The organism is Myxococcales bacterium (assembly GCA_016703425.1).
Lineage (GTDB): Bacteria > Myxococcota_A > Polyangia > Polyangiales > Polyangiaceae > JADJCA01.
This window is the reverse complement of record JADJCA010000015.1, coordinates 288,250-304,519: the sequence shown is the minus strand read 5'-3', so window position 1 is coordinate 304,519 and position 16,270 is coordinate 288,250. Positions and strand designations below refer to the sequence as shown.

Below are 16,270 nucleotides of genomic sequence, written 5' to 3'. Positions count from 1 at the left end.
CGGCTTCGGTGGAAGTGACCGAAGGCTACCGGAGGTTTTCTCCGTAGCCGCAGGTCAGCCGTCCGGGCCGACGGCGGGCAGCGGTCCGCTTGCGCCAGTCCTCCTCGCCGCGGCAGTGCAGGAATCTAGGTCGCCTCGATGGCCTTCACCAGCGGGTGGTCGCTAAGCCGCTCGTCGTACTTCGCGTTCCGCTTGCGCGCTCTATTGCGGAGCTTGTCGAAGTCAAACGCGCATGTGATGCGGACGCCCGCGCTGACGGCCTCGCTCACGACCAAGTGGATCAGCGACGCTTCTTCCACCCAGAGCTCGGGCTCCGCTTGGTAGCGCGCGATCGGATACTCGCCGGTCTCGTCGGGCTCGCCCACGTAAAGGAAGATCAGCTGCTCGCCCTTGGGGTTCGAGTGGAGGGGAATGCACGCGGGCAGGTTCGGGTCGTCGTTCCAGACGGGGACGCGCGCGGGCAATTTCTTGAATGCCTTCGCGAACGGTGTCCACTTGTCCGTGCGGACCAGTTGGTCGACGTTCGCGGAACGTACCGCGCGCTTCGCTCCGATCATTGCGCGGAGCAGGGGCGCGTCGCCTTCCCACAGCGCGAAGTTGCGATCGTATCGCAAGATGGTTTTCGCGCTCTCCGGCAGCTTCACGCTGTTGCCGTTCACCCTGCGGTTCGGGAGGCGGAGCTGATCGATGGTGGCTTCAGGCAATGGCTTCGGAGCTCGCTTAGAGCCGTGAGTCTTCTGTAGCGCACGGGCGATCTCCCCAAACTTCTCGTGGAAATCGCTCGGCCTCTTGAGCTCGATGACCGGTGCACCCTCCAGAGGCTTCAATCGTCGCAACGCGTAGCCATCCTGCGGTTCCCACTCCAGCGCTTTTCTGTACCAAAAAGCTGCTTTGTCGGGTTCGCCTAGCCGTTCGCACAAGTAGCCCTGGTTCTTGAAGACCGTGACGTCTTGAGGATCGACCCTGTGCGCTCGTTTCATTGCACTCACAGCTTCGGCGAGCCTGCCTTGAAGGAGCGCGACGAGGGACGCGAACACCGCGACCGAGATGCGCAGTTTATGCCGGCCCTGCTCGCGAGTTCTCCGCGCGGCACTCACCTCGCCGAATCGAGCGCGAGCTTCGGTGAGGTCATCATTTCGTAGCGCGATCATTCCCAAATAAAACAAAGCCTCGGGGTCACCGCTGAGAACATGCGCCCGCTCGAAATGGCGCACGGCCAGCGAGTAGTCGATGCGCGTCGCCGGCTTCATGCGGCGTCGTGTGATCTTCGCGGGGGCTACCATCGCCTTGTACACCGGCTCAAAGTCCAGATCGTTGAATCGGCAGGACAGATCCGGACCGTCTTCCACGCGCGGTCGCTTCCAAAAAGCACGCTCAGCGATGAGGAATGCTTCGCGGCCGAGCGTGATATGGCATTGTGCCAAGACCTCGTTCGTTTCAGCGGAGCGCTTGAGATCTACCGTGTCCAATTGGTCGCGGTCCCACCTCGTGGCCTGCAAGCGGACTCGTTTGAGGCACGCCCTAAGGTGCTCGATCTCGCGCGCAACGGCTGCGGGTTTGACCATAGGTGAAAGATACACCTTGAAACGATCACCGGAGATCAGAGTCTCCGGCGGAGCGATTCGGCGTCTTGGCGACTACCAGCGAGCATCCTGATTCGCGGACGGGGGCCGTCAACATCCAAGCCGACGGTCAGCTCGAGCTTCCCGTGACGTGTCTCGCTGACGCGGGCTCGCTCGACGAGCGCGTCCCGTACGCGATGGCCGTCACGCTAAAGGTCGCACCCGGCGTGAACACGAAGATCTGCGACGAGGTTCGCGCACGCGTCGCCCCGCGCGTACCGGTGCGTCCGGGCGCCTGACTTACGCGCGTGGGACTCCACGGCGCCGCTTCCTGGGGATCGGAACCGGCGCGTCGTCGTTCAGGACCATCTCGAAGAGCCCGTCCGCGAGCACGTCGACGAGGTCGTCGTACTTCGATCGCTTCGGCGGCACGTACGGCGGGATTGGCGACGGCTCGGGCGGGGTCGGAATCGGGGAGGCGTTTGCTCGGTTTCGCATCCCACGACCGTTCGCTCCACTCGGCCGGCGAGATCAAGCGAGAAGAAAAGGTGCACCACACGAGTGGACCCCATACAAACCGAGCACGAACTCGTCTCCATGGAGAGCGGCGCGCATCTCCGGAGAACCCCGGTGTTTCTGGCTCTTTGTCTGGGCCGGTTCCCATCAAGACAAAGAGCGGTTCGTATTCGTTATCGTATGGGGTGCCAAAGCCAACATGGCTTTGGCTTGCCGAGAGGAATGGTCGATCACTCGGCTGGCTCGCGCCAGCCTCGTGCGAATCCTCTCGGGCGCGCATATTGTAATATGCATGTAAGTCTCTGGAGAGCCCGCGAGGCCGGAATCGCTGCGGCGTCAAGGGGTTGGGCCTCCGGAGGCCCGTTGGCTTCATGTAGGCTGACTACGTCGAACGGCTCATCTCGCTGGTAGCTCACCGCGTCCGCCCCGATGCCCATGGAACACCGCCCCTACCCCAAGATCCCGTCGCGCCCCGACCCGTCGCAGTCGAGCCCCGCCGGCATCTGGGTCGCGACGGAAAAAGTTCACGGCGCCCAGGTCGTCGTGGGGTGCGACGGCAGCGAGACACACATCGGCAAACGCAAGGCCTGGCTCGCAGACGGCGAACCCTTCTTCGGCTGGCAGCTCCTCCGCGCAGAGCTCGCCGCCGCCGCGCGAGGCGTCCACGCGGCGCTCGCCTCGCCTCGCGCCGTTCGTCTCTACGGCGAGCTCTTCGGCGGCGCCTACCCGCACCCCGCCGTGCCGCCGAGTCCCGGGATATCGGCAGTGCAGACCGGCATCTGGTACTCGCCGAACCTGCACTTTGCCCTCTTCGACGTCGTCGTCGAGACGGCGGCCGACGACGCGGCCGAGTTCCTCGCCCACTCGGAGGTCGAACGGCTCGCGGCCGCCCACGGCCTCTTGGTCGTGCCGCTCGTCGGACGCGGACCTCGCAGCGTCGTCGATGCCCTCCCCATTCGAGCGCCAACGCGAGTTCCCGCATGGTTCGGGCTACCCCCCATCGAAGGCAACGTGGCCGAGGGGCTCGTACTAAAGCCCGACGTCCGTGCCGCGCCCAGCGACCGCTTCGTCATCAAACGCAAGATCGTCGAGTTCGACGACGCCCGCTTCGACGAGGCCACGCCCTTCGAAGCCGACGTCGTCCTCGGTGTTGGCGAGCTTGCTTCGCATGCCGCACGCCTGGTGAACGACGCTCGCGTCGCCTCCGCGCGTTCCAAGGTCGGGACGGCGCTCGCGGCGGTTCTCGACGAGATGGTCCTCGACGTGCTCGTCGATCTCGAGGCCGCCTTCCCGGCCGCGCTCCGTGCGCTCACGCCCGATCAGGAGGCGCAGCTGCGCGACGAGATTGAGCGGTTAGCGACCGAGATGAGCGGGCTATTGCCCGGCCGATAGTCCCAGAGCGTCTAGCGCCCAATGACGGCAGTGCGTGGGCCGCTACGTCCTCGACTTCGCTATCCGTTCGAGCTCGGCGGCGATGGCGCTCTTATCGATGCGGCCTTCGGCGACGCTCATGGTGAGCTCGTAGAGGTCGTCGGACGGATGATCGATGCCGATGCCGTTCACGTCGAGGAACACGACCGCGGCGAGCATCCCCGTTCGCTTGTTGCCGTCGACGAACGGGTGGTTGCTCACGATGTGGAACAGATAGGCCGCCGCCATCGCGAACAGCCCCTCGTGGACGAGCTCGCCCCCGAACGACGTCTGCGGCTGCGCGACTGCGGACTCCAGGAGCCCGCGATCGCGAAGGCCCGCCGAACCGCCGTTTATTTCGAGCTGCGCAGCGTGCATCTCGAGCACGTCGTCGACGTCGAGGAGCAGCGGATCGCCCGAGCTCACTTCGCGAGCTTCCGCAGGGTCTCGGCGTGAATGCCCATCATCTTCTTGGTGGAGGCCCGGATGCGCGCCTTCTTCGTCAGCTTCGCCGGCCGGATGATGAGCGCCTCGCCGTCGGTCCTGACCTCAAGCTCGGTGTCCTTGTCGATGTCGAGCAGCTCGAGAATGGGGCGCTCGATGATGAGGCCGAGACTGTTGCCGACGGCGGAGAGCTTCTTGATCATGGGGCGCCTCGTTACACGTTAGTACTAACAATGGTGTAACGCGGTACGGCCTCGTGCGCCAGTTCGGCGATCTCCGGGGGGCGACCCCAAGCGTTCGCGGATGCGACGAGCGCTTGGTTCTCTCGAGGCTTTCGCTGAGGGGTGACCCACGGCTACGGAGACGAGACCTTTCGAAACAACGTGATTTTGTGACGACGTGCCCGCTCAGCATGGCAGGCCGAATTTGTGCCACTCGATAGCGTTTACGAACTTTGACGACCCACGGGTCCGGAGGTCGTGAATGTGCACGACGCGCTGGAATTCGCGAGGGTTGGCTCTCGGGGCGCTCTCTACAAAGAGCACGCGGTCCGTGTGGGGTGCATGCGAGTGCTCGGTTTACCGGTTGCGAGGGCGCTCTCCGGGGCAGACTCGGGGAGACGAAGTGACCCGCGGCTCCGGAGGAGAGACCCACGGCTACGGAGCAAGCAGGCACGTCGTGGAGATCGCTCGTGGCCGTGTTCTCTCGATCGGCCACGAGTTCGTAACCGTTACTGCATGGGGTTCATGCGTGGGGCCGTGCTGGCTACTAATGCGATCCGCGCGTCATGGCGCGCGGCGGTAGTCATGGTGTAGGCCTCCGAGGATCGGCACGGCTCGGATCGAGCCGTCGACCTCCGGTGCTCTCGGGATGGGCTGCTCGTGCAGCAATGCCTGATGCGGACGGGCCTTGTTGTAGAAATGCAATGTTCGGGGAAGACGACGTGACCAATGGCAGGTCTCAGTGCTTCGGGACGAATGGCTGAACGTCCGCCTTCCGGTTCATGACCGTCCCTCACCCGGGAGCACGATACAAGGCGTCTTGGTTACCAACCTCTTCGACCACGTAGCTGGCGGTTCCCATCGAGCCCGCAATGAGGTTGCGCGTCCCGGTAGGAACAGCGATCGCGCCATCGCGCTCTTTCGAGAGGCGTTCCGTCGACGCGGCGCATCGCCTCCCTCGTTAGGATCCCGGGTGACGGCGTCTGCTGGATCGGACACCATTCGCGAGATGGCAGGTACGGACGACGTGATTGCGCTCGCGTTCCGACAGCTCGATCTTGCTTACGGAGGTACGCCGCGCAAGCCCGACGCGGCGCGGAATGCAGTGCTCCGCCTCCCGCATGTCGACGCGCGCAGCACGACCCCGCACCACCTCCAGGGGACGGCGCTGCACGCGGTCGTTCGCTACGCCACCAGCGACGAGGTCGCCGACGCGACCTGGCGCAAGACGCCGGGTGGTGAGCGCGTCTCGCGGCGCAAGTTCGCCCGCGAACTCGTTGTCTTCATCCTCGCGCAGGGCGCGACGCCGGATCTCCGCGACGCGCACCATGACACCGCCCTCCACCTCGCATCCGACGGCGATCCGGACATCCTCCGCCTCCTCATCGACCACGGCTTCGATCCCAACGCAACAAGGCCGGATGGCTGGACGCCGCTGATGCGGGCGTGCGGCTCCCGTCGCGTTAGCGCGAAGAACGTGGAGCTGTTGCTCGCCGCCGGCGCTGACCCCAAGCGCCGTCTCCCCAACGGACGTACCGCGGTGCGAATGCTGGGGGGCAAGCACAGGGAGGTCGCGAAGCTGCTCGCGCAGTCGAGTGCGGGCCCCACCGAGGCCAAGGCCCCGCAGCCGAGCCGCAAACCGGCACGCGATGCACGGCTCGGCAACCTCGATGCGCTCTACGCGCTCGTTGACGAGGACGACGATGGCAGCCTCGCGGCCTACAAGTGGCTTTGCGCAGCGCGCGACTTCGGGCACGCCAAGGCCTCCAAGCTCGCCAGCGACGTCCTCGATGCGTGCGACGAATTCGACGACGACGGGTTCGAGCAGGCCCACGCGCATTGGGAGCTCGCGGTCGCCTACCTCGAAGGCGGCGACGGCCTGCCCAAGCACCTCGACCATGCGCGCTCGCACCTCGCGTTCGCGGCCAAGCTGCTCGGCCGGGAGCTGGCTAGCCAGTGCGATGCGAAGGGCGTCCGCAAACGACTCGCCGACGACGCGCGCGAGGTCCTCGACGGATTCCTCCCGCCGCCACGCGTCGCGGCACCCAAGACGCCGCGCAAGCGCGCAGCCGCGCGCCGTTGAGAGCGCCCCCTCGGTTCTCCACCCGCTCTCCGAGGACCACCTAAGACGAGAGCGGTTCCCATAAAGAGACGAGAGCGGCTCCCATCAAGACAAAGAGCGGTTCGTAACCGCTACCGTTCGGGGTGCGCGTCATGTCCTCAGCATCACTTATGAGCAGGCTATGCGGGGCGCGCAGGACACCACGGGCAAGGTTGGGCCTGACTGCGCCGAAGCAAAATTGAACGCCTTCGTCATCGCTTCGCACAGGCGGCCACGCTGCACCGGCACGACGGGCCCGCCGCTGCCGGAAGAGCGAGCCTACCGGCCTCCTCTCCGGCTTCATCCACGTGCGGTGCTCCGCAGCCATCTCCTCCACGTCCTCGCGGGGTTGGGCGCGCGGGGGTGCGACCATCGCGCGCGCCATGGCCTACGTCTCACGGAAGCGGCGACGAATCTCGGCTGGGCTGGCGTCCTCGTCCAGGGGCGATGCGGCAAACTGGCGGACCTGGTCGAGCGTCGTCGACTGGAGATAGGCGACGACGTTCGGGTCGTCGACGCTGCGGTTGACCGCGTAGCCGGGTGCGTGCGCTTGCGTCGCCGTCGAAGACGTTCTTCCACGAGTCGTAGGCCGCGACCTTGTGAACGACGATGGCGCCCGGTAGGGCGCGGTCGCGCCAGCCTCGTGCGAATCCTCTCGGGCGTGCCCTTGGAAGATGCATGTATTCTCTCCGAGCGTCGCCGCGATCGGAACCCCTGCGAGTTCCAGCGGTTGAGCCTCCGGAGCGCTGCTTTCCGGGAAGACGGGTTATGGGACCGAATCGGGCGCTCTCCGGGGCAGACCTTTCGGCGCCGCAGGGCAATGGCATCGGCCCCCGCGACGGCGGTTGACACGCGCGCCTTGTGAACCTAGTCACTGAACGCGTTCATAGAATGGTCAGTCGCAAGGAGCAGAAGGAGGAGACGAAGAAGCGCATCCTCGACGTTGCGCGTGCGCATTTCGAGCGCCATGGCTTCGAGGCGGCGAGCTTTCGGGCGATCGCCGAGGAAGCGACGGTTGCCGTCGGAACCGTCGCGTTGCATTTCGAGGACAAGCGAAGCCTGCTGCACGCCGCGCTCTACGACGACCTCGAGCGCGCGATCGCGCTGTGCCTCACCCGCGGCAGACGCGGATCGCTCGTCACGCGCCTCGCGGACATCTTCGAGCCGGCGTACGCGTACTACGCGCGCCGTCCGGAGCTCTCGCGGACGCTTCTCGAGAGCTCGCTCTTCGCGGCCTCTCCGTGGAAGGAACGCTTCGCCGGCCAAGCCATGCGTGTCCACGTGCGCATTGTCGAGGTTGCGGAAACGGCGCGCGATCGAGGAGAGATCGCGAAGGACGCCGACGTGACCGTCTTCGGGGCGGCGGTCTTCTCCTTCTATTACATGGCGCTGATTGGGTGGGTCCAAGGGCAGGTCGCCGCGCCGTTGCCCCTCTTTCGTTCGATGGTCGAGCAACACGTACGCGGAGTGACCGATGCCGGATGACGTGAAGGACCTGGGCGAAGAGTCCGTGGACACGGCCGTTGCGCTGCCGCGCCCGAAGGCGAGGGCGTGGGATTCGATGCGCGTCGTCGGCGCCGCGCTCGGTGCAATGCTCGGCGCGCTGTTCCGTCGTCTCGTCGGACGACGGCGGCATCCGAACTGGCCGTTCGCGTTCGAACTCGTCGTGTCCGCGACGCGTGGCTCTTGGGCGGTCATGCCGAAGATCGGCATGGTGCGGTGGCGAAACGTCGGTGAAGCGATGAGCCCGCTCAAGACCGACGGCCTTCCGCCTCGCTTCGTGAAGATCGATGCGGGCGAAGGTCGGCCGCTCTACGGGGCATGGCTCGAGCCACCCGATGCCGGCGAATCGGTCCTCCTCTACTTCCATGGCGGCGGCTTCGTCTTCGGGTCCCTGCGCACGCACGGCGAGATGATCGGCGCGCTCGCGCGCGCGTCGCGCGCGAAGACGCTCGCCCTCGAGTACGGGCTCGCGCCCGAGCACCCGTATCCGGCCGCGGTTGCCGATGCGGTGAAGGCGTATCGCTATCTGCTTGCACGCGGCCTCGCGCCGAAGCGCATCGCACTCGCCGGCGATTCGGCGGGCGGCGGTCTCGTCCTGAGCACGCTCCTCGCACTCCGTGCCGAGGGCATCGAGCTGCCCGGAGCGGCCGTCGCGATCAGCCCCTGGGTCGATCTGGGATGCTCCGGCGAAAGCTTCGCAACGAACGAACGCTACGACTTCGTCGGCAGAGAGCACTGCCTCCTCGCTGCGCGCAACTACCTCTCCGGCAAGGACGCATCGAGCCCCGACGTGTCCCCGCTCTTCGCCGACTTCGCAGGGCCGACGCCGGTGCTCGTCCAGGCCGGCGCGCTCGAAACGCTCGTCGGTCAGATTCGAGCCTTCGCTGCTCGCGCGAAGGAGCAAGGCGCTCCGGTGACCTATTCGGAGACGCCGGACATGGTGCACGTCTGGCATCTCCTCCGCGGCGTTACGCCCGAGGGTACGAAGGCGATCGCCGACGCGGGCACCTTCATCCGCGAGCACACGAGCGCGTCCCAACCCTAGAGCGACGTGGACGGAGTCCAGTGACGGCCACAGAGCCTAAGGCGGAGTGAACCTTGGTGACCGGCGGCCTCGGAGGTCGTGAGCGCGCACGTCGCGCTGGAATTCGCGGGTGATGGCTCTCGGGGTGCTCTCTACAAAGAGCAGGTGATCCGTGTGGGGTGCACGTGAGCGCTCGGTTTGCCGGTCGCGAGGGCTCGGCACGGGCGCTCGCCTTGGCCGTTCGACTACGTGCCGATCTGGAGCCGTCTCTCCAAGAGCTCCCGCACGGCATGGGTCGGGGCGGAGTTCACCGCGACATCTCGATAGCGTCGGGCGGCATGGTCGTGTCCGCAGCGCCGATGCAGGTCCGCGAGCACCGCTGCCCACTGATAGGACCCGGCGAGCCAGCTCGGCGGTTCAAAGCCCTCGAGCAATGCGAGCCCCGCCGCGGGGCCTTGCCACTGCGCGACCGCCACCGCGCGGTTGAGTTTGTGCAGCGCGGAGGGGGCGACCTGCTCGAGCAGCTCGTAGCACTCGACGACCTTCTCCCAGCGCGTCTCCGCGAACGACGGGGCGAGGCTGTGCTCGGCCGCGATCCCTGCCTCCGCGTGGTAGCGCGAGAAGACCTCGCCGCGGGCAGAATCCGCGAGCCAGGAGAGCCCGAGCTGGATCCTCTCCTGGTCCCACAGCGCTCGGTCCTGCTCCTCGAGCAGAATGAGCCCGCCCGAGGCGTCCTGGCGCGCCGTGATCCGAGCCGCGTGCAGATGCATCAGGGCGAGGAGCGCAGAGGTCTCGGGAGCCTCCCCGACTGGATGTTCCGCCAAGATGGAAGCCAGTCGTATCGCTTCGTCGGACAACTCCTGGCGGATGGCGGTCTCGGCGTGCGACGAGAGGTAGCCCTCCGTGAACAAGAGGTAGAGGATCTTGTGCACCGCAGGCAGGCGCGAGGCGTACTGCTCCGACGTCAGCTCGTCGATAGAGGGCGGAACTTCTCGCAGCCGATTGCGGGCCCGCTCGAGGCGCTTGTAGACATTGGCCTCGGTGCTGAACAGCCGGAGCGCGATCTCCCGAACGTCGAAACCGCAAAGCGTCTTGAGAGCCAAGACCAGTTGCGACTCGGGCGGGAGCCCGTCGTCGCAGCAGACGAACAGCATCCTGAGCAGGTCGTCTTGCATCTCACCGGCCAGGAAGGGCTCCGGAGCGTCCTCCGAAGCCCCCATGGGCTCGGACCCGTTCTCGCGTACGATGCGGCGGCGACGGGTTCGCTGGCGGAGCTCCCCGACGAGACCGTTGTGCGCGACTCGAAAGAGCCAGCCGGACGGATTGTCGGGCACGCCCGCCACGGTCCACGTCTCGAGCGCGCTCATCAGCGCGGACTGAACGGCATCCTCAACCGCCTCGAGGTGGTGCACTCCCAGGCGGCGCGAGAGCGTCGCGACAAGCCGGCCGTACTCGTGCCGGAAGAAGTGCGGAGCGAGGCGCGGCGCGCTCAAGGCGTGTGGATCTCGATGACCTCCACGCCTGAGCTGGGGCCCACCAGTCCCGGACACCCACGAGCGACCTCGATCGCTTCGTCGAGGTTCTCTGCCGAGACGATCATGTAGCCGCCGACCAACTCCTTGACCTCGACGAACGGTCCGTCCGCCGCCGGCTGAGAGGTGACGAGTCGTCCCTCTCCGAGCTTCCCCCCATGTCGACGAGGTTCTTCTTGAACTTCGCCTGCCAGGCGCCGAACTGGGCGTACATCTCCTGCATCTGGGCGGGCGAAGGCTTCTCACCCTTTGGGCCATTCGCAGTCCGTAGATTTCGTTGCATACACAGGTACTTGGGCATGATTTTGCTCCTTCTGCGGTTGGGTCGGTCAACGCGATCGACACACTATGACGCCCGAGCGGACGCGTCTTGGACACTGCCTCGTGCATTTTTCTGGAGGGCCGCCGCGCCGGGCGCTCCGGAAGCCCGCGCCTAGCGCGATGCTTCGGCCGTCCACGCATCTGACGATAGGCACGCGCAGCGCGGTCACGTCTCTCTCTCGTGGAGTTGAGCCCTGAGCTCGCGGACGAGCGCGTCGCGATCCGTGCGGACGCGTCGCGCGAAGCCTCGCGGCGCAGCGGTCTTCGCATCGTAGCGGGCGCTCCAGGCGATCATCTCGAGGAGCATGGGCATGAGATCCACGCCCTTCGGAGTGAGCGTGTAGCGCGTGCGTGCCGCCGCGGTGTGGATGACGTCCTTGGTGATGATCCCGTGCGCTTCGAGTCGCTCTAGACGTTCCGCCAGGATGTTCGTCGAGATGTGTTCATCAGACGCAAGCAACTCCCTGTAGCTGCTCTTGCCCTTGAACATGAGGTCGCGCACGACGAGCAAGCTCCAGGCGTCCCCGAAGATATCGAGGGCGAAGTGGATGGGGCAGTGTGAACTCGGCTGCGGTCGGCGCTTGGGCACGGCGAACGGTCCTTCTGGTGAAACTTGCAAAACGCAAGGCACACTGTTACACCCAAGCTTGCAAAACACAAGTCACGAAGGGGTGTGCCATGACGGTCCTGGAGAACTCGATTCGAATCAACGCCTCGCCAGAGGACGTCTGGTCGGTCCTGGGCAAGCTCGATGCCCTGCACGAGTACGATCCAGGCGTCACCCTGGCGAAAATCCTCGACGGAGCGCCTGCTGGCGTTGGCGCCGCAAGGCAGTGCGATCTGGCGCCGGGCGGCTGGTTTCGCGAGCGCGTTACGTCATGGCAGCCCGCAGAGACAATCGGCTTCGAGCTCTACGAGTGCGCGCTCCCGGTCAAGTCGCTCCGGCATACGTACACCCTCGAGAAGGCGGGCGACGAGACCGTTGTCCGTCAGCGAATGGAGTACGAGCTCAAGTTCGGACCTTTGGGCAAGGTGATGGACGCGCTCATGGTCCGCAAGAAGTGGGACTCGGGCATCAAAGGCTTCTTCGTCGGGCTGAAGCGCCACGTGGAGGAGCAGGCGCAGGCAGGCGGTGCGCGAGCCTCGTCGTCCGCCGGCGCGAATAGAAGCTCGCCGTCGCGATGAGCTACAACGAGCCATTCGCGGACAGGGTTCGCGTTGCGCTCGCCGATCGCGGGGACGTCGCGGAGAAGAAGATGTTCAGCGGGCTGTGCTTCATGGTCAAAGGGCACATGTGTTGCGGCCTCACGGCGACCGACTTCATGGTTCGAGGACTGGTCGATCACGAGGCTGGCTCCCGCCAGCCTCGTGCGAATCCTCTCGGGCGGGCCACTCGATACTGCGACGAGCGTGTTTCGCGGTGTCGAAGGAGTCGCCGATCTCCACCGCGTCGCCCTTCGTAAGCCCGCAATCATGGACCGGGAACCAGAAGCGACCGCGCGTCGCGTGATCGACGAGGACGCGGTCGCCGCCGACGAAGAATACGTTTGCCTTCTCGAGCGCGAAGGACGGGATCTCGATCGGAACCACGCGCGCCCGATACGTTTTCTTCGGCAGGTCGAGGATCGATCGCAGCGAGAGTCGTCGGTGGCCCTCCGATTCGATCCAAAGGCGTACGGCATGTCGGGACGCCTCGCCAATGTCCGGCCGCTGCGTGAGCAATGCCTGAAGAGGACGCGCCTCGTTGTAGTGTCGAGGAAGAAGGGCACGAAGATCTGCGGTCGTGTTTGACACGTGTCAAGCTTGACATATTTGTTATGCTAGCTACGTTTGTAGGGTGCTCCCACTCCCCGTATTCGATGACGACGGCCTGCTTCCCGCGGGGGACTACGAGCTCACGCTCGACGAGCTTCGCGCGTCGGCGCTGGTCTCCGGAAACGGCGTGGGGTCCGGCACGTGGGACGCGCGGTGGCGAGCATATCTGGTCGAGAGTCTCGCGACGCTCGTGCGGCAGCTCTGGCAGGTCGGCGTTCGCGACATCTTCGCCGACGGTTCGTTCGTCGAGGACAAAGATCATCCGAACGACATCGATGGCTACTTCGTCTGCGACCTGAAAACATTTGCGAGCGGCGAGCTGCAGCGCCAGCTCAACCTGCTCGACCCCCACAAGGTCTGGACGTGGGATCCCGCCGAGCGGCGCGCATTTCGCGGGTACCCGAAGAAGCAGCTGCCGATGTGGCACCAGTATCGCGTCGAGCTCTACCCGCACTACGGACAGTTCTCGGGCATCCGGGATTCGTTCGGCAACGAGCTCGAGTTTCCCTCGGCATTTCGCCTCTCTCGTACGGACGGCAAGCCGAGGGGCATCATCAAGATTGGAGGAGCGCCATGATCCGCAACGAGGCTGAATACAAGGAGGCGGTGCAGCGCCTGGCGGACGAGCGAAAGCGTCTATCCGACCACCGGGTGGCGCTGGCCAAGACGGGGCTGACGAAGACCGAGATCAAGCGGGCGATGGACCCGCTCCGTTCCTTTCATCTTCAGCTCGAGGAGGAGGTAGAGGCCTACGAGCGCCTGAAGCGCGGCGATCTCGGCGAGCTCGAGAACCTTCACGGGCTCGGGCGCACGCTGGTCGCGCTTCGCATCGCCCTTGGCCTCACCCAGAGGCAGCTCGCCGAGCGCCTCGACGTGAACGAATCGCAGGTGTCACGCGACGAGCGCAACGAGTACCACGGCGTCACCGTCGACCGGGCGAGTCGGATCCTCGACGCGATGGGCGTGAGTCTGAAGAGCGCGTTCGAGGGGCCGGTTCTCGAGAAGTCGACGGCGACCGCCAACGACGGTCGGTAGCTCGGCCGTTCGCGCGGCGTCGCCGTGGTGCCTACCAATGCGATCGCTGTGTCATGCGGCTGGATCGAGCCGACGAACCGTTCGGCGGCGTTCATGTTGGGCGCGTGCGGTGCCGTCCGCGCGACCCGGACGCCGACGCCTTTGAAGGCGCCGCCGAATTTTCGTCGCGATCTCCTGGAACCGGACGTCGTAGGCTTGGACGAAATCGCGTGCCCAGACCACGTGGTTGCTCCGGTAGCCGGCGGCTCGGCGGTTGACCAGCTTAGCCTTGCCGCTGAAGCCCTCGGTCATGCCGTTGGCGGCGCGGCCGTGGAAGTAGGCGGCCGCCTAGAAGCAGCAACGCGGAGAAGAGAAGACCACCGGAGCCATCTCCGCCTCGCGCCCCAACCGTGTGCACACTGCATGCAGCTCGCTTTTCACCAGCGCCCTCCGCGGCCTTGTTGACGAGGCCAGGACCGGTCGAAGGAGGAGGCGCGCCCGCGTCGTCGACAGAGCCCGCATCCACGTCACCAGCGGGTGCGGTTGCGTCATCGACGGCGATCGTACCGGCATCCACATCACCATCGGCTAGATCGGCGTCGACCGCCCCATCGACGGCACCACTGTCTGCGCCGCCTTCGGGGATACCGCCATCGTCCGCTCCGACGTTGACCGTTGCCGTCGCCGTCGCGCCGACCCCGTCTGTCACTTGCACGACGTCCACGACATTCCCTGTGGCGCCCGCTTGGTAGGCCCCCGTCGATGCGTTGACGCTTCCGCTCGATCCGTTGGTCTTGAGCACGAACGTGTAGCCCGGGACTCCCCCTGCCGCCGTGAAGGCCTTCGTTCCGAGCGGTGCGACGCTCGCCGGGTTCGGCGACACGAGGAGCAGCGCGGGAATTTGAAACGCGCCGATATCGACGGAAGTCGGGACACGCGTGACGCCGCGCTGGTCCAGACCTCCAACACCGGTCGGCAGTGCCGCGTAAGCCGTCGCGCTGTCGCCCGCACCGTGCGCGGGGCTGTTCGATGGGATGGCACACGTGGGCGTCGGTCCGCCATTGTCGGCGAGCGGTGCGAGCATCGGATCGGCCGAGACAAAAAACTTTGGTGGGGTGAACGCTCCGCCGTTTGCGAGAGAGCCGATGATGTTGTTCGCGCCGGAAAGATTGCTGTAGGAGGCGACGTCGCCATTGGGGTCGGACGGTTCGATGTACGCGATCGAGTCGTTGACGCTCGCCTGCGAGCCGCTGGCAAAAATAGCGCTTCCGTGACCCGCTCGACACTCGGAGAACGTGCTGAAGACGACGGAAACGACTCCGTTTCCAGGGGAGCCGAGGTACGAGGCGACGGCGCCCCCTGAGCTCACCCCATCGGCCAGAGCGTCGAAGCCACCGTGTCCCGGCCCGCCCTTCGCGTAGCACGCCGAAAACGTGCTGTTGGCAGAGACAAGCGCTCCGAGGACCGCGACGGCTCCCCCGAAGCCGTCGCCGCCGGTGCCCGGGCTGCCGCCTCCCTGCGCCGCGCACCGTGCGAACGTGCTCCCGACCGCGTTGAAGGTTCCCAGTGCGAAGACGCAACCGCCCATTCCCGCGCCGCCGCCGCCGTAGCCGATGCTTGTCGCGCTGCCGCTACCGCCGTTTCCGCCGCCGAGGGAACTCGCAGCGCCCGAACCCCACGTCGAGCCTCCGGCGCCGCCCCCGCCACCCCCGCCAATTCCGCCCGAGCCTCCAGACTTGCCCACGCTGCCCTGGTTGCCGCCGCCGCCGCCACCTCCGCCGAAGCCGCCGTTGCCACCGCCAGCCGCGGGGCCGACGCCCGCGACGCCCGCTCCACCTTGGCCGCCTCCACCAAAAGCACCATCGCCGCCGCCGCCATTGGGGCCACCACCCGTTCCGCTCGTAACGCCCGCGATGCTGCCTGCGCCACCCATGCCGCCGCCGCCTCCGCCGCCGCCCCCGCCACCTCCGTTCGGCCCGCCGCCGCCGTAGCCTCCTTGGGCTACGCTGTCGCGAACGAACAGGCGATCGAACGTGGCGGTCGCGCCCACGTCCACGAAGAGAACGCCGCCCGCGCCCGCGCCGCCGCCACCACCGCCGCCTCCGCCGCCGTCGCGTCCGCCGAGGGCGCCATCGCCTCCCTTCGCGAGTCCGGCGGCGAGTGTGAGATTCCGCACCGTGAGATCGCCTGCGGTGGCCGGACGATTGATCCCGGAGCCTCCTTGCCCGGTGACCGCAAAGAGTCGTTGTGTGTTGCCGCCGCTGATGACGAGGCCCGGCGCGCCTTTGCCGTCCATCACGAGCGTCTTGCCGTCGACGACGATGCCTGTCGGACCAAACGGCGCCGCGACGCCGTCCGTCTGGTTCACGAACTGCGTAGCCGTATCGGCTGTCGTCAGCGTGATGGTCTGCCCGGCGAGGGTCGCAGAAAACGTGATGGTGTCGCCCGTCGCGGCATCGAGAACCGCTTGGCGGAGCGAGCCCGGGCCAGCGTCATTCGTGTTCGTCACGACGATCGACGCTGCACGCGCATGGCCAGCGAAAGAGAGCGCGACAAGAAGCGAGAGCGGCAGGAGCGAAGCGGACGATGCGCGCATGAGCGCAGCGTATCGATGACTCGAACGTGGCGGGCTCCGAAACGCCAGCTCCCACCTTGGGCGGTCCGCTCCACGCGGACTGTACCGCCCGTGTATCGGGTGTATCAGCGGGTGCATCCGATACGGACGCCCATACGCACGCGGCCAACTGCGCGGAATTCGTGGGCACGCGCGTCTGCAATGCCTGGCTCGGATGATGCAAACCATCGAG

19 protein-coding genes are annotated in these 16,270 nt (G+C 66.3%); 9 read left to right on the top strand and 10 right to left on the bottom strand.

The genetic code is table 11. The features are described 5' to 3' along the window. Positions 1–125: 125 nt before the first annotated feature. Positions 126–1,565, bottom strand: a complete 1,440-nt coding sequence (locus tag IPG50_28265) for a DUF5066 family protein (GenBank protein MBK6696074.1) — start codon at positions 1,563–1,565, stop codon at positions 126–128. A gap of 65 nt (positions 1,566–1,630) precedes the next feature. Between IPG50_28265 and IPG50_28260 the strand changes: the two genes are divergently transcribed. Next, the gene (locus tag IPG50_28260) at positions 1,631–1,861 is read left to right on the top strand and encodes a hypothetical protein (protein MBK6696073.1); all 231 of its coding nucleotides are present in this window, start codon (positions 1,631–1,633) and stop codon (positions 1,859–1,861) included. Between the two features lies 1 nt (position 1,862). Here IPG50_28260 and IPG50_28255 read toward each other — a convergent pair whose 3' ends face one another. Then, the gene (locus tag IPG50_28255; protein ID MBK6696072.1) at positions 1,863–2,060 is read right to left on the bottom strand and encodes a hypothetical protein; all 198 of its coding nucleotides are present in this window, start codon (positions 2,058–2,060) and stop codon (positions 1,863–1,865) included. Between the two features lie 453 nt (positions 2,061–2,513). Between IPG50_28255 and IPG50_28250 the strand changes: the two genes are divergently transcribed. Then, positions 2,514–3,470, top strand: coding sequence for an RNA ligase (locus tag IPG50_28250; protein MBK6696071.1), 957 nt, complete (start codon positions 2,514–2,516; stop codon positions 3,468–3,470). Between the two features lie 42 nt (positions 3,471–3,512). On the opposite strand, the gene IPG50_28245 is transcribed toward IPG50_28250, so the two are convergent. The 3 genes from IPG50_28245 to IPG50_28235 all read right to left on the bottom strand — a co-directional run bounded on the left by IPG50_28245 (position 3,513) and on the right by IPG50_28235 (position 5,057). Continuing rightward, positions 3,513–3,866: a type II toxin-antitoxin system death-on-curing family toxin gene (locus tag IPG50_28245; protein ID MBK6696070.1), complete on the bottom strand. Its 354-nt coding sequence runs from the start codon at positions 3,864–3,866 to the stop codon at positions 3,513–3,515. Positions 3,867–3,910: 44 nt separating this feature from the next. Continuing rightward, positions 3,911–4,135: an AbrB/MazE/SpoVT family DNA-binding domain-containing protein gene (locus IPG50_28240; GenBank protein MBK6696069.1), complete on the bottom strand. Its 225-nt coding sequence runs from the start codon at positions 4,133–4,135 to the stop codon at positions 3,911–3,913. Between the two features lie 811 nt (positions 4,136–4,946). After that, positions 4,947–5,057 (bottom strand): hypothetical protein, encoded by a 111-nt coding sequence (locus tag IPG50_28235; protein MBK6696068.1) that lies wholly within the window; start codon positions 5,055–5,057, stop codon positions 4,947–4,949. Positions 5,058–5,126: 69 nt separating this feature from the next. Between IPG50_28235 and IPG50_28230 the strand changes: the two genes are divergently transcribed. The 3 genes from IPG50_28230 to IPG50_28220 all read left to right on the top strand — a co-directional run bounded on the left by IPG50_28230 (position 5,127) and on the right by IPG50_28220 (position 8,802). Next, positions 5,127–6,236, top strand: a complete 1,110-nt coding sequence (locus tag IPG50_28230) for an ankyrin repeat domain-containing protein (protein MBK6696067.1) — start codon at positions 5,127–5,129, stop codon at positions 6,234–6,236. Positions 6,237–7,145: 909 nt separating this feature from the next. Then, positions 7,146–7,739 (top strand): TetR/AcrR family transcriptional regulator, encoded by a 594-nt coding sequence (locus IPG50_28225; GenBank protein ID MBK6696066.1) that lies wholly within the window; start codon positions 7,146–7,148, stop codon positions 7,737–7,739. Further along, positions 7,729–8,802, top strand: a complete 1,074-nt coding sequence (locus tag IPG50_28220) for an alpha/beta hydrolase (GenBank protein MBK6696065.1) — start codon at positions 7,729–7,731, stop codon at positions 8,800–8,802. The genes IPG50_28225 and IPG50_28220 overlap by 11 nt, the downstream gene beginning before the upstream one ends. Before the next feature lie 224 nt (positions 8,803–9,026). Here IPG50_28220 and IPG50_28215 read toward each other — a convergent pair whose 3' ends face one another. From IPG50_28215 to IPG50_28205, 3 genes are all read right to left on the bottom strand, one after another. Beyond that, complete coding sequence (locus tag IPG50_28215) at positions 9,027–10,274, bottom strand: sigma-70 family RNA polymerase sigma factor (GenBank protein ID MBK6696064.1); 1,248 nt, start codon at positions 10,272–10,274, stop codon at positions 9,027–9,029. Beyond that, on the bottom strand, positions 10,271–10,507 hold the full coding sequence (locus IPG50_28210; GenBank protein ID MBK6696063.1) for a hypothetical protein: 237 nt from the start codon (positions 10,505–10,507) through the stop codon (positions 10,271–10,273). Before IPG50_28210 ends, IPG50_28215 begins: the two co-directional genes overlap by 4 nt. A gap of 293 nt (positions 10,508–10,800) precedes the next feature. After that, on the bottom strand, positions 10,801–11,124 hold the full coding sequence (locus IPG50_28205) for a helix-turn-helix transcriptional regulator (protein MBK6696062.1): 324 nt from the start codon (positions 11,122–11,124) through the stop codon (positions 10,801–10,803). A 188-nt stretch (positions 11,125–11,312) separates the two neighbouring features. Between IPG50_28205 and IPG50_28200 the strand changes: the two genes are divergently transcribed. The 4 genes from IPG50_28200 to IPG50_28185 all read left to right on the top strand — a co-directional run bounded on the left by IPG50_28200 (position 11,313) and on the right by IPG50_28185 (position 13,484). Continuing rightward, positions 11,313–11,819, top strand: coding sequence for an SRPBCC family protein (locus tag IPG50_28200; protein MBK6696061.1), 507 nt, complete (start codon positions 11,313–11,315; stop codon positions 11,817–11,819). After that, positions 11,816–12,097 carry a TfoX/Sxy family protein gene (locus IPG50_28195; protein MBK6696060.1) on the top strand — a complete coding sequence of 94 codons (282 nt, stop codon included), beginning with the start codon at positions 11,816–11,818 and terminating at the stop codon, positions 12,095–12,097. The genes IPG50_28200 and IPG50_28195 overlap by 4 nt, the downstream gene beginning before the upstream one ends. A gap of 374 nt (positions 12,098–12,471) precedes the next feature. Next, on the top strand, positions 12,472–13,026 hold the full coding sequence (locus IPG50_28190; GenBank protein ID MBK6696059.1) for a hypothetical protein: 555 nt from the start codon (positions 12,472–12,474) through the stop codon (positions 13,024–13,026). Next, entirely contained in the window at positions 13,023–13,484 is a 462-nt protein-coding gene (locus tag IPG50_28185; GenBank protein MBK6696058.1) for a helix-turn-helix domain-containing protein, read from the top strand. Before IPG50_28190 ends, IPG50_28185 begins: the two co-directional genes overlap by 4 nt. A gap of 51 nt (positions 13,485–13,535) precedes the next feature. Here the strand turns inward: IPG50_28185 and IPG50_28180 are convergent, their stop codons facing one another. Together IPG50_28180 and IPG50_28175 are read right to left on the bottom strand one after the other, a co-directional pair. Then, on the bottom strand, positions 13,536–13,775 hold the full coding sequence (locus IPG50_28180; GenBank protein MBK6696057.1) for a hypothetical protein: 240 nt from the start codon (positions 13,773–13,775) through the stop codon (positions 13,536–13,538). Further along, positions 13,747–16,059 (bottom strand): hypothetical protein, encoded by a 2,313-nt coding sequence (locus tag IPG50_28175; protein ID MBK6696056.1) that lies wholly within the window; start codon positions 16,057–16,059, stop codon positions 13,747–13,749. The genes IPG50_28180 and IPG50_28175 overlap by 29 nt, the downstream gene beginning before the upstream one ends. Positions 16,060–16,270: the final 211 nt, after the last annotated feature.